General features: G+C 67.8%; 18 protein-coding genes. All 18 read left to right on the top strand.

The genetic code is table 11. From position 1 onward, the window contains the following. The first annotated feature begins 6 nt into the window (after positions 1–6). The 18 genes from ACFFGN_RS07100 to ACFFGN_RS07015 all read left to right on the top strand — a co-directional run bounded on the left by ACFFGN_RS07100 (position 7) and on the right by ACFFGN_RS07015 (position 12437). On the top strand, positions 7–621 hold the full coding sequence (locus ACFFGN_RS07100; RefSeq protein WP_380044522.1) for a hypothetical protein: 615 nt from the start codon (positions 7–9) through the stop codon (positions 619–621). A gap of 31 nt (positions 622–652) precedes the next feature. Then, a complete protein-coding gene (locus tag ACFFGN_RS07095; protein ID WP_380044521.1) occupies positions 653–1468 on the top strand; it encodes a M15 family metallopeptidase in 816 nt (271 codons plus the stop codon). A 14-nt stretch (positions 1469–1482) separates the two neighbouring features. Next, positions 1483–1737, top strand: a complete 255-nt coding sequence (locus tag ACFFGN_RS07090) for a hypothetical protein (protein WP_380044520.1) — start codon at positions 1483–1485, stop codon at positions 1735–1737. Continuing rightward, complete coding sequence (locus tag ACFFGN_RS07085; protein ID WP_380044519.1) at positions 1737–2099, top strand: hypothetical protein; 363 nt, start codon at positions 1737–1739, stop codon at positions 2097–2099. The genes ACFFGN_RS07090 and ACFFGN_RS07085 overlap by 1 nt, the downstream gene beginning before the upstream one ends. 64 nt (positions 2100–2163) lie before the next feature. Beyond that, positions 2164–2769, top strand: a complete 606-nt coding sequence (locus ACFFGN_RS07080; RefSeq protein ID WP_380044518.1) for a deoxynucleotide monophosphate kinase family protein — start codon at positions 2164–2166, stop codon at positions 2767–2769. A 147-nt stretch (positions 2770–2916) separates the two neighbouring features. Further along, complete coding sequence (locus ACFFGN_RS07075) at positions 2917–3513, top strand: hypothetical protein (protein ID WP_380044517.1); 597 nt, start codon at positions 2917–2919, stop codon at positions 3511–3513. Between the two features lie 224 nt (positions 3514–3737). Then, entirely contained in the window at positions 3738–4787 is a 1050-nt protein-coding gene (locus ACFFGN_RS07070) for a hypothetical protein (protein WP_380044516.1), read from the top strand. Positions 4788–4943: 156 nt separating this feature from the next. Continuing rightward, complete coding sequence (locus ACFFGN_RS07065) at positions 4944–5321, top strand: hypothetical protein (protein WP_380044515.1); 378 nt, start codon at positions 4944–4946, stop codon at positions 5319–5321. A gap of 219 nt (positions 5322–5540) precedes the next feature. Then, entirely contained in the window at positions 5541–5780 is a 240-nt protein-coding gene (locus ACFFGN_RS07060; protein WP_380044514.1) for a hypothetical protein, read from the top strand. A 31-nt stretch (positions 5781–5811) separates the two neighbouring features. Next, on the top strand, positions 5812–6153 hold the full coding sequence (locus tag ACFFGN_RS07055; protein ID WP_380044513.1) for a hypothetical protein: 342 nt from the start codon (positions 5812–5814) through the stop codon (positions 6151–6153). Further along, entirely contained in the window at positions 6150–6464 is a 315-nt protein-coding gene (locus ACFFGN_RS07050) for a DUF7574 domain-containing protein (RefSeq protein WP_380044512.1), read from the top strand. The genes ACFFGN_RS07055 and ACFFGN_RS07050 overlap by 4 nt, the downstream gene beginning before the upstream one ends. Continuing rightward, entirely contained in the window at positions 6457–6807 is a 351-nt protein-coding gene (locus ACFFGN_RS07045) for a hypothetical protein (RefSeq protein WP_380044511.1), read from the top strand. The genes ACFFGN_RS07050 and ACFFGN_RS07045 overlap by 8 nt, the downstream gene beginning before the upstream one ends. Continuing rightward, positions 6804–6932, top strand: coding sequence for a hypothetical protein (locus ACFFGN_RS07040; RefSeq protein ID WP_380044510.1), 129 nt, complete (start codon positions 6804–6806; stop codon positions 6930–6932). Before ACFFGN_RS07045 ends, ACFFGN_RS07040 begins: the two co-directional genes overlap by 4 nt. Further along, on the top strand, positions 6929–7177 hold the full coding sequence (locus tag ACFFGN_RS07035; RefSeq protein WP_380044509.1) for a hypothetical protein: 249 nt from the start codon (positions 6929–6931) through the stop codon (positions 7175–7177). The genes ACFFGN_RS07040 and ACFFGN_RS07035 overlap by 4 nt, the downstream gene beginning before the upstream one ends. Continuing rightward, complete coding sequence (locus ACFFGN_RS07030; protein WP_380044508.1) at positions 7177–7425, top strand: lipoprotein; 249 nt, start codon at positions 7177–7179, stop codon at positions 7423–7425. Before ACFFGN_RS07035 ends, ACFFGN_RS07030 begins: the two co-directional genes overlap by 1 nt. 236 nt (positions 7426–7661) lie before the next feature. Continuing rightward, positions 7662–10220: a phage/plasmid primase, P4 family gene (locus ACFFGN_RS07025; RefSeq protein ID WP_380044507.1), complete on the top strand. Its 2559-nt coding sequence runs from the start codon at positions 7662–7664 to the stop codon at positions 10218–10220. 11 nt (positions 10221–10231) lie between these two features. Beyond that, positions 10232–10492 (top strand): hypothetical protein, encoded by a 261-nt coding sequence (locus tag ACFFGN_RS07020; protein WP_380044506.1) that lies wholly within the window; start codon positions 10232–10234, stop codon positions 10490–10492. A 76-nt stretch (positions 10493–10568) separates the two neighbouring features. After that, on the top strand, positions 10569–12437 hold the full coding sequence (locus tag ACFFGN_RS07015) for a DNA polymerase (RefSeq protein WP_380044505.1): 1869 nt from the start codon (positions 10569–10571) through the stop codon (positions 12435–12437). Positions 12438–12451: the final 14 nt, after the last annotated feature.

Below are 12451 nucleotides of genomic sequence, written 5' to 3'. Positions count from 1 at the left end.
CTCCACATGGCTGGCCTCGGATTCAAGGACTTTGCCAACGGCAACGTTCTGACCGGCGACGAGCTGGACGGCTACCTGATGCAGCAATCCGTTATGCGGTTCGCCAACGCCGCCGCCCGAGACAACGCCCTGACGGCGGTCAAGGCAGACGGCATGCTCGCGTACACCACCGCAGACACGGTGCTTGCACAGTACGACGGCAACGGCTGGGTGCCGCTGGAATCGCAGTGGCAGACCTGGACGCCTTCGTGGACCGGTGGCACCACCAGCCCCTCGTTCGGAAGCGCGCCCCGCACTGGCCATTGGCGCTACGCCGGCGGAATGGTCGTCGGCTACTTCAAGGTGACTATGAACGCGAGCACCACGTACGGCAACGGCGCGTGGCTGCTCAGCCTGCCCGTCAATGCCCATGCTGATTGGGCATTCACCGCGCCGGTTGGCCAGGTCTCATGCTTCGACGCATCCGCGTCAGCCCTCATGCAACGCGATGCCTGGACCGTCGGCAGCCCAAGCAGCTTCGGCATTGGCGACCAATCCGGCACCCGCATCGCCGCGGCCTTGCCCTTCACCTGGACAACCAACGACATCCTCACGGTTTCTGTCCGCTACCGCCCGGCCTGACCAGCCACCTACCGCAGGAGATCGCTTCACCATGCCCACCTCACAAAACGGCTGGTCCGCGAATGACATTCGCCTGACCAGTGTCCAGCTCATTCCCGGCACTACCCGCAGGGTCCGGCTTCGCTCCGGTGACGCCGGCTACCTCCTGACCCGCATCGCTGCATTCATCGACAAGTACGTGGAAGACATCGACGGCGGCATCTTCGATGACTGGGGCTACGCCGAACGGCCGATCCGTGGCGGTGTTGCCTTGAGCAACCACGCGAGCGGGACCGCGCTGGACGCCAACGCCACCAAGCATCCGCTCGGCGTGACCGGGACCTGGTCGGCAGCGGAGAAGGCCAAGATCCACGCGCACTTGCGGGACTACGTCGACCCGGTCACCGGGAAGAACGTCATCCGCTGGGGCGAGGACTACACCCGGCGCAAGGACGGCATGCACTTCGAGATCATCGGGACCGCCGCCGCCGTTGCCCGCGTCGCGGCCAAGCTCCGCGGGAAGCCGGTCCCGCCGGCCACTTCCCGCGACGTCACGATCAGCACCTGGTCGATTCAGTACGGCTGCAACCAGAAGCCCGGCTACCTGGCCAAGGGCATGCGGCCCACTGACGCCACCTACATGGACATTCGCCAGTTCCTCGCGTGGGCACGGCGCCTGGGCTACACCAGCACGGCCACTGAGCGGGCCTGGATGGACAAGGCCAGTAAGGGCCTGTGGCAGGGCGCGGCCAATCTCCTGCGGCCGGTCGTCGTGAACGTCCAGAAGAAGAACCGCCTGGTTCCTGACGGCATTTTCGGCCCCAAGACGGGCGCCGTCATGGCCAAGTACGGCTACAAGATCGTCTGATCGGAGACCCCTGAATGAACGCCCTTGCCAAGTTCCTGTCCAAGGAAAACGAGCCCGTCCGCGTCTACCTGTACGGCGTCGCCACCGCAGTCCTGGTCCTGCTCGGGACCGTCGGAGTCCTGACCGGTTCCGTCGTGACCGCTATCGGCGGAGTCCTGGTCGCGGCCCTCCTGGTCCCGACCGCTGCGGTCCTGCGGGACAAGGTCACCCCGTACCCGGTCCCGGTCCCGCCCGAGGACGAGGTCCCGGTCCCGGGGGACATCGACTGATGGAGTGGACGCCCGTCATCGTTGCCCTGCTCGGCGCGGGCGTCCTCCGGTACCTGGAGTCCGTGGCCCGGTGGTACCTGCGCCGCCGGGCTGCGGCCACCCCCGCCGGTCAGCGCGCCGCCCTGCTCAGCGAGGCCGACCTGACCGTTGCCGTCGTGGCACACGCCCGCGACGAGCTGGCCGAGGACAACCGCCGGCTGCGGGAACAGATCGTGGAGGAACGCGCCCGCCACGCCGAGGACCGCGCCGTCTGGGCAGGCGAAAAGGCAGGCATGCGCGCCGAAATCGACACCCTGGAGGCCAAGCTACGCGCCGTGCTCCACGAGGTGGAGGAATTCAAGCGTCGCCACCGCGAAGCCTGAGCAGGCCACCGCGCCGCTGACACAACTCCCTGACTGACCAATCCCCTCAGTCAGGAGACCAGCCTTGGCATCACGCATCATCGGCGTTCTCGGACGCAAGCGGCACGGCAAAGACACCTTCGCCGCCCGGCTGTGCAGCGAACACGGATTCACCCGGCTGGCTTTCGGAGACAACCTCCGCACGGCAGTGCTGAAACAAGACCCGTTCATCGTTGTCACCTCCGACGAATACGGCGTCCTCGCCCGGGAGGGCTGGGCATTGCCGTACCCGGGTCCGTACGTGACCCGCCTCTCCCACCTCGTCCAGGCCCTCGGCTGGGACAAGGCCAAGGAACTGCGCGAGGTACGCCGGACCCTCCAGCACATGGGAATGGGCGTGCGCGATCTCGATCCAGATTTCTGGCTGCGCATCGTGCTCGATCAGGCCGCCACCGTCCACGGTCCGGTCGTCATCACCGATGTGCGGTTCAGTAACGAGGTAGATGCCGTGCGCAACCATTTACGAGGATCGACAGTCCGCATCGTGAATCCCCGAATTCCGCGCCCTGCCGAGGATCACGTATCTGAGAGCGCTCTCGACTACTTCACTCCAGACATCACCGTCCCCAACGCTGGCACTGTCGAAGACCTCCACCGCCACGCCGACCGGATCGCTTGCGCCCTGTCGTAGGTCCCGTGTAAACGACAGCCCTGTCACTCTCCAACGAGAGCGGCAGGGCTGTTTGCGTTAGAAACACATAAAGGCTTCCTGTGTTGCGGCGGCCAGCCGGTGGCCCTAGTCTCTAGTGGTCCCGACGCCGAACACCTTGGGGGAACCGTGGCGCGCCCCACCTCCGGTGCCTACACACCGCCGACCAAAGCCGTGGCCAAACTCATAGACCAGATCACCGCAACGTTGCGTGACTACCTAGAGCAAGGCGCCACCCGGACGGACCTCATCAAGAAGGCAAGTAAGGACGTAGTCAAACTGCGCTCGAACTTCACCCGCAATGACGCCCCTGACTGGCAAGGCCGATCCGGCGATTATCAACACGCAATGGGCGAAATCTATTCGCGCCTCAACATTCGCGATCAGCAGCGCAAGAAAATGCAATCACTACTCAGCCACCATGTAAACGTGGCCCTTCGCGAGCAAGTAGACACCGAAGACCTCAAGGCATTGGGCTTCCAAGAAGGATCACCCAACGACCGCATCGCGCAAAAGCGCGACGTTAACGCGGCCACCGCCGGAGCCGTCGGCATCCAGGCAGGTAACCGCGAGACCTTGCCCCGAGCCATGGCGCTGGCCTCTGTCCTCGTGGAGCACGCCGAGACACTGACCAGCCTGCCCTTGACGGCAAAGGAACGCGCGGCGGTGAAGGCGCTCGCCGCCGACATCCGCAAGAGCCTGGACTCAGTCCTCAAGGCCCTGTAGCGCCACAACCCGGGGGGCAGGGGGCACCCGGGGGACAGCCTTATTCCACCTTTCTCTTAATGCGATCGCTCATTGAGAGTAGGTGGATTTTGCCTGCCCTGGGGTGACCCCTGCCCCCCTCCTCCCCGCGTCCTGGCCACCTGCGGCGGTCCAGGCACGCATCACAGCGCTGACACAACTCCTCTGCGGACATCTACCCGCAGACACAGAGGAGCCGTCCGCCTGTGACCACCGACCCCTTTTCCACCGTCTCGTCCGAGCTGCCCCGCGACCAATGGGGCCGTCCGCTCATCACCCCGCCAGAAGGCGGCGAACCGGTCGCCTACCAGCGCGTGACGACGTTCGTCGGCGCCCTGGAAGACACCTACCACCTGAACCTCTGGTCTCAGCGAATGGTCGTCCTGGGGATGGCCGCCCGGCGAGACCTCCAGCTCGCCGCGCTGGCCATCTCCGACCCCAACGACCGATACGCCAAGCGCAACCTCAACGACATTGCCAAGCAGGCCAAGGACGCCGCCGCCGGATCGGCCAAGGCCACCATCGGCACCGCGCTGCACTCCTACACCGAGCGCATCGACAAGGGCGAGCCGCTGGGCAACGTCCCCGAGGAGTACGTCCCTGACCTGAACGCCTACCGCGCGATCACCGAGGGTCTGGAGTCCGTTGGTATCGAGGGCTTCTGTGTGAATGACGGTCTCCGCGTGGGTGGCTCGTATGACCGTATCTACCGGTTCACACAGGAGTTCCTCGCGGCCTACGAGGCCAGACACGGCAAACGCCTGATGACACCGGATGGTGACTTGGTGGAGCCCGGCGACGCCCTCATCGGTGATGTCAAAACCGGCAACATCGATCTCGGCATGGGCAAGATCTGCATGCAGCTTGGCACCTACGCCAACTCCGAGGACTACGACCACACCGTAGGCCGCCGGACTCCGCTGCTCGGCAACCCGTCAAGGGAGTGGGGCGTGGTCGTCCACCTCCCGGCCGGCGCGGGCGCCGCCCGCCTGGTGTGGGCGGACATCGCGTCGGGCTGGACCGTCGCGTCCACTCTGGCACGCGGCGTCCACGACTGGCGCAAGCGCAAAGACCTGGCCCACGACTTCGCATCCCTCACCGTCACCAAGGCGCCGGAGGCGTCGCTGGTCGACCTGATCCGGGCCGCGCCGTCGTATGACGCACTCGTTGCCCTGTACGCGCAGAACGCCAGCTCCTGGACGCCCGGCCTGACCGCTTTGGCGTCGACCCGGAAGAAGGAGCTGGGCGCCGCATGAGGGCGTGTAAACGCCTGTTCTACAAGGCGTACTCGCACGCGGCGGCGCTCGTTGCTTGGTGCAACCTTCCTCGCTGAGCTTGGGATTCCCTGCTGACACAACTCCTCCTCGTCAAGGCCGCAACGGCCATCGCGCGAGCAAGGAGCAAGCACAAGCATGAGCGACCAGTTCAGCGGCCCGTCCAGCGCCGAAGGCATCCAGTGGGGCGAGTACCTGGGAAGCCTTCTGTTGTTCAAGGTCAAGGGCTACGAGCCCGCGGTTAACACCGTCCATGGTGAGACCTCGGCCGTCAGCGCCGACGTCATCGTCCTGGACGGCGAGCACGTCGACACCGAGGTGGTGGACACGTTGGTGTTCCCCAAGGTGCTCCAGTCGCAGATCAAGGGCCGCATCGGCGGCATGGTGCTCGGCCGCCTCGGCCAGGGCGAGGCCAAGAAGGGCCAGAGCAAGCCGTGGAAGCTGGCCGACGCCACCGAGGCGGACAAGGCCATCGCCCGCGCCTACCTGGCCAAGAACACCGAAGCGCCGTTCTGATCGGCCACCGCTAGACGCATCCCAAGGCCCCCGTCCTCCGCGCCTGGAGGACGGGGGCCTTCCGCTTCCATCCGGCCGAGGAGACGACCTCCCGATGTTCCTGGAATACGACCCCGACACGGCAGTCCTCCTCCCGTCCGAGGTCGTTTGCGCCACCTGCCATCTGACCTATCACGCGCCGCTCGGCGCCTGTCCTGACTGCCCTCAGGAGGACACCCCGTGAAGATCGACTACACCCCGGACCGCACCTCCCGCAGCTACCGCGCGGGCGGCATCCTCGCCAAGGCCGTTGCCGTGGGCATCATCGTGTCCGTCCTGGCCGCGATGACCAAAGCCGCAGGCGCATCACTGCCTTGGCTGCTGGTCCTACTGCCCGCCCTGATCCCACTCGGCCTTGCATTGCTGGTGTTCGCCGCACTCGGCCTCCTCGTCGCCGTGATCGTCGGTGCGCGCGGATGAGCCTATGACTGTCCTGCCATCAGCTCACCCCATGACGCCGGAGCAAGCCGCATGGCTGGCCGGCCTACTCGACGGGGAGGGTTGTTTCGATGCCCCACGCAACAACCCGCGCATCCGCGTGAAGATGTCCGACCACGACGTCATCATTCGCGCCGCTGACCTCATGGACGCCTCCACCCATCTGGAGCCACCCGGACGCAACGGCTACAAGCCGCTGATGGTCGCCCAGATCACCGGCGCCCGAGCCGTCGCGGTCATGCGCGCCGTCCTGCCTCTGCTGTCCGCCCGCCGCACCGCAAAGGCCACCTCACTCATCACCGCCTACGCCGCGCGCCCGGCGTCGCGCCCCCGTCACCTGAGGAGTGCTGCATGAGCTTGTTCTACTCGCCCGAAGACCACGGCCTGACTCTGGTCGGAGAACTTGACTTCTCCAGCGGGTCCTACGAATTCGACTACACCGCCGTGTGGATCGATGCCGAAGGCAACCTGAAGTGGGCCGACGACTCCGGCTGTTCCTGCCCTTCACCGTTCGAGACCCACACACCGGAGTCCCTGGAACACGGCCCGGTCGACCGGCTGCGCGAGCACCTGGAGAGCCGCTACCGCGACCAGTACGGCGGGTACGTCACCCGCGAGGCTCTGGAGCGCTTCATGACCACGGTCAGAGAGGCGCTGCGTGGCTAACCCCAACAAGGCCAAGGGCGATCGGTTCGAGCTGGAGCTGACCCGGTTCCTGGCAGAGGTCCACGGCCGCCAGGTCCGCCGCCCCCATCAGGAGGGCTACGAAGACGTCGGAGACATTCACCTGTCGCCGTTCGTGATCCAGGCCAAGAACTACAGGTCCGTGACCGAGGCGCTGAACGTCGGCCTGGCGGGCGCGGCGGTCCAGGCCGTCCGGGCAGAGGAGCCCTACGGCGTCGTTGCCGTGAAGCGTCGCGGCAAGAGCGCCGAACACGCCTACATAGCCATGACCGCCGCAACCTTCCGCGACCTCGTCCGCCGCCTGGCCGAAGCCGAGACCAGATGACGCGCCCTGACGACGAGTGGCAGGCCATCGCTGACCCACTTGCCCGCGAGGACCAGCGCCGCTACGGCGGCCAGTTCTGGGACGAGATCCCCACACCGACCACCGCAGAGGAGATCACCAAGTGAACGCTTTTCCCATGGTCCAGCTCCCCGGCGTCAACGCCGAGGAACGCGACGCCCTGACCGAGATCCACGACGCGCACCGCGCCAAGCAGGACCACCGGTTCGCGTTCCTGACCGCGCTCGTCGCCCGAGGCCGCACCGGCTCTCTCTACAGCGGGACCGTGCCCGCTTGGGTGAAAGCCGCCCGCCGGCGGACCGGCAAAGCCCAACGCACCGCCCGCGCCCTGCACCGGCGGGCGGCCCGCTGATGAGGAACGCTATCTCCCTGTTCGCTGCCCTGGCCCTCGTCACCGGGCTGACCGCCTGCGGCGCCTCCACCTACAACGTGCCGTACTGCGTGGACGATGCCCTGATCCTTCCGGCGGGCAAGAACCCGAAACCGTCCGGGACCTCCCGGTCCTCCAGGCCGAAGACCTACAACAAGCCGTCGACCACCAGGACCAAGACCAACCCGCACGGCTACGGCTACCACCACGATGACCACGACTGCGACTGACGAGGTCGACGCAGACCGGTGCTCCGTTGCCCACTGCACCGGCCGTATCCGCCGGACCTACCGCGCTGCCGACGACGGCGACGTGGAACCGGCGGCGTACTGCCCGGCATGCGGCCAGGTCGTCTACTGAGCACGTCGCGTCCGGCTGACACAACTCCCGATCACCTTGGCCCCGCTCCTCCAATCCGGAGGGGCGGGGCTTCTGCCGTTTACACGACCACCGGAGGCCGCCTCGCATGGACCCGTTCTCTGACCCGACTCCCGTCACCACCGGCCTGACCCTTGCCGCGTTCCTCGGCCAGCTCGACGGGGTCGACGCCGAGGGCGACGGCTACCTGACGCTGTGCCCGGCCCACGAGGACAGCGACCCGTCGCTACGTGTCGCCTACAACCCCGAGCGCAAGACGATCATGGCCCACTGCCGCGCGGGCTGCGAGACCACCGACGTCCTGTCGGCCATGGGCCTGCGCATGTCCGACCTGTTCAACGTGGAGGTCGGAGACCTGGACGACGTCCGCCTGACCGGCGCCGAAGAGACCCCGGTCAGCGTCGGCCACCGCGCCGCCCTGGCCCAGTACGTCCGCGCCGCCGCCGATGCCCTGTCAGACGATGCCGTGGCATACGCCGAACGCCGGTTTGGGATCAACCGGGAACGGGCCGCCAACCTACGTCTCGGCTTCGACAGCGGCAACGGCAATCTCCCGATCCTCAAGCAGGACAAGCGGATCAACGGACTGTCCCGCGCCCTGTACCGCGACGCGCCCCGCCTGACGGTTCCCATGTACGACTTCCAGGGCCACGCCCACTACCTTCAGGCCCGCGCCATCACCGACCCCTACACCGGCGCCGCCAAGTGGTCCGGCCCGGCCAACCCTGACGGAGAGGTCTGGGGCCGGTACGGCTGGTACCCCGGGGACACCGGCTGGCTGGAGGTCATCGTCACAGAAGGCCCCGGCGACGGCCTGACCTCGGTCGGCCTGGGCTACGACACGCTCCTGATCCGTGGCGCCGGCCTGGGCGACTCCGCCGAGCTGGCGCAGGCCCTGGCCGCGCTTCGCCCCGACGCCCGGGTGATCCTCGCCGGGGACAACGACAAAGCCGGTTCCAAGTTCAACGCCCGCGTGGGTCAACGGATGACTGACGCTGGCCTGCCCGTGTTCGTGCTCCAGCTCCCGGAGGCCGCCGAGGATCTCACGCACTGGCGCGAGCTGGACCCGGCGGCGTTCCCGCAGGCATTCGCCCGCGCGGTCCGCTCAGCCAACCCGTGGACGCCGCCCGCGGAAACGCCAAGCGCCTCCACCCCGGCGCCCCGCCCGAACCCTGCTGAAGACCGGCTTCCGCATACCGAGCTGGCCAACGCTCAGCGCCTCGTCCGCCGGATGAAGGGGCTACTCCGCCATACCCCGGCCCTTGGGTTCCTCGTCTGGAACGGGTCGGCCTGGGCCGTGGACAACCGCTCCCGTGTCCGCCAGGCCGCGCAACAGTCGGCCATCGACCTGATGGCGGAGGCGCTGGCCATGCCGCCCGGCGAACCGGGGTCGCCCGAGGACAAGCGCCGCCGCGCCGCGCTCCACTGGGCGCACGACTCGCAGAGGTCGCGCGGCATCGAAGCGGTGATGAAGGAGGTCCAGGCGCTGCCCGGCGTCGCGGTCGCGGCCTCCGACCTGGACGCCAAGCCGGACCTCCTTGCCTGCCGCAACGGCACGGTCAACCTGAAGACGGGCGAGCTGAAGCCCGCCGACCCGGACGACCTGCTGACCATGGCCCTGGACGTCGACTACGACCCGGACGCTGCCGCGCCCCGGTGGGAACAGTTCCTCTCGGAGTGCTTCCCCGATGAATCCGAGATGACCAGTTACCTCCGCCGCCTCGTCGGCTACGGGATCACCGGCCACGCCACCGAACAGTGTTACGTGATGCTCCACGGGCGCGGAGGCAACGGCAAAAGCGTCTTCACCTCGGCGCTGTACGACGTGTTCGGCAACATCACCGCCTCGGTGGGCATTGAGACGTTCCTGGCCGCCGGGAACCAGAACGACGGTTCGGCAGCTTCGTCCGACGTCGCGTCGCTTCGCAGTGCCCGGCTCGTCCTGACTTCCGAGGCCGAGACCGGCGCCCGGATGGCTGAGGCCAAGCTGAAGCGCCTCACCGGCGGCGACCCGATCACCGCCCGGTTCCTCTACCGCGAGCCGTTCACGTTCATGCCGTCGTTCCTGCTGTTCATGTCCACCAACGCCGTACCCGAGGTCCGCGACAACTCCGACGGGATCTGGCGGCGCGTGAAGATCCTGGAGTGGAAGCAGCAGTTCACCGGCGCCCGCAAAGACACCCGCCTGTCGGCCAAGCTCCACGCTGAAGCCTCCGGCATCCTCGCGTGGGCCGTGCGCGGCGCGGTCGAGTGGTACGCCGCCGGCGGACTGGGCGAACCGCGTTCGGTCACCGAAACCGTGGAGTCCCACCGCGCTGAGGCGGACAAGCTCCTGGAGTTCTACCCGGGCGCGATCGTGAACGACCCGGACGGCTGGATCTCGCGGGCCGAGCTGTACGCGGCGTACCGGGAGTGGTGCGAGGCCGAGGGCCATTCGCGGCCCTGGCAGAACACCACCCTCTACCAGGAGCTGGTCAACCGTGGCGTCGACCAGTCAAAGCGTAAGGGCGTGCGCGGCTTCAAGGGCGTGCGCAAGGCCCGCCCGACCGATACCCAAGAAGGGCGAGCACGGGAGGCCGCGCTGACACAACTACCGGTCAGCACCACCGAGCAGGCCCCGAGCCTGGACGCCTTCGACCCTGCATGAGGAGACCACCCGTGCCGCTGTTCACCCGAGACACTCCCGCACCCGCGACCGCGGCAGAGCGTGTAAACGCCGCCATCGCCCAGACGGAGACCGCCCTGGCGACCTTCACCGTCGTGGTGGCCGATCTTGAGTCGGCCGCCTCTGAACTGGACGACACCGCGACCACCGCGCACCGCGAGGCGGACTATCACCGCATCGTGGCCGCCAACGCCGAGAACGCCGCCGCCAAGGCCCGCACTTCGGCCGACAAGGTCCGCACGCTCCTGGGCTGACCTCCTCCGCTCTGCCACCTGGCCCCGCTCCTCCACCTCGGAGGGGCGGGGCCTTTTCGTCGTTCCTGGAGGCCCCGTGCTGACCTTCCCCTATCGCGTCGGCGGCGACGCCGTCACCATCCGATTCCCCGAGCGCCCCGACGAGCTGGCCGCGTTTGAGGAGTTCATCCGCCGCACCTCCGGCCAGATCCTCGGCCTGGACACCGAGAACACCGATCTCCACGTCTTCGGCGCCCAGTTCCGGGGCCGCCTGGTCCAGTTCGGAACCGTGGACGAGGCGTGGTGCATCCCCGTCGAGTGGGGCGGCCCCTACCTCGAGTCCGCGTCCCGTGTCCTGCGCGATCCGGACCGCAAGTTCGTCGTCCACAACGCGCCCTACGACCTGCTGGTCCTGGACCGCACCGGCCTGGTGCCGCTGGCCGACCTCGGCCCGCGCGTGTTCGACACCTACCTGTTGGGCCACCTGTGTGACCCGCGCATGCTCCACCAGGGCGGCACCGGCCTGAAGCTGAAAGAGCTGTCCAAGGTCTACGTGGACCCGGCCGCCGCCGACACCCAAGACGGCCTGCACGCCGTCTTCCGCAAGGAGTACAAGGCCACCAAGCACACCGGCTGGGCCGTCATCGACCTGACCCACCCGCTGTACCTGACCTACGCCGGCCTGGACGTCATCTACGCCACCCGGCTCCTGCGCGAGCTGGGAACCCTCGTCAAGGGCAACGGCCTGTCCAAGCTCGCCCACTGGGAACACCGGGTCCAGCTCCTCACCACGGCCATGATGAAACGCGGCCTGCGCATCGACCCCGTTTACACGTCACAGCTCGTCGCCCAGCTCCACGACGAGGCCGCCCGGCACCGATCGACGGCCGCCGAGTTCGGCGTAGCCAACGTCAACTCCAACGCCCAGGTGATCGCCGCCCTCCAGGGCATGGGCGAGGAGTGGACCGAGACCACTGACTCCGGCGCGCCGTCGGTATCCAAGGACGTGCTCCTCCCGATGGCCGACCTGGGGATGCAGTGGGAGCGGCTGGAGGCCCGCGCCGCCAACCCGGTGGCCGACGCCGTGGTCCGGGCCAAGCGCGCGAGCAAGTGGGCCGACTCCTACGCGCAGGCGTTCTTGGACAAGGTGGACGACCAGGGCCGCATCCACCCGAGCATCCGCAGCCTGGCCGCCCGCACCGCCCGCATGTCGGTATCGGACCCGGCACTCCAGCAGCTCCCGTCCTCGGACTGGACCATCCGCCGGTGCATCATCGCGGACCCCGGTCAGCTGATCGTCGCCGCCGACTACTCACAGGTGGAGATGCGCGTCCTGGCCGCGCTGTCCCGGGACGAGGCGCTCATGGCCGCGATTGCCTCGGGCGAGGACCTGCACACCTTCACCGCCCGGCTGGTGTCCGGCGCGGCGTGGGAACACATGGACGACAAGGCCCGCAAGAAGGCCCGCAAGCTGTTCAAGGCCGTTGGCTTCGGCAAGGTCTACGGAGGCGGCGCTGTCACCTTGTCCCGCCAGACCGGCGCACCACTGGCCGATGTCCGGGTGGCCGTGGCCGAGTACGACAAGGCTTTCCCCGGCATCCGGGCCTACGGGCGCAGGCTCCAGCGCAGTGCGGCCTACGGCGGCCAGGAGGTCGTCACTCCGTTTGGCCGCCACCTGCCGCTAGACCGCGACCGCGCATACGCCGCGACGAACTACGTCGTTCAGTCCACGGCCCGCGACCTGCTGGCCAAGGCGCTGTGCGACCTGGACGACGCGGGCCTGTCGGAGTACGTCCTACTCCCGGTACACGACGAGTTGGTCTGCCAGGCGCCCGCCGAGGACGCCGCCGACGTCATCCACACCATCGGCCGACTGATGGAGTCCACGTTCGGCGGAGTCGCCATCACCTCCGAAGCCGAGGTGTACGGCCCGAGCTGGGGACACGGCTATGGCGCCGCCGCCTGAGCTGTCCGGAGGGA

Source organism: Kribbella deserti (genome assembly GCF_042434725.1).
In the GTDB taxonomy this organism is placed as follows: Bacteria; Actinomycetota; Actinomycetes; order Propionibacteriales; family Kribbellaceae; genus Kribbella; species Kribbella deserti.
Note: the sequence above shows the minus strand (reverse complement) of the source record. Positions and strands in the feature narration are given on the sequence as shown.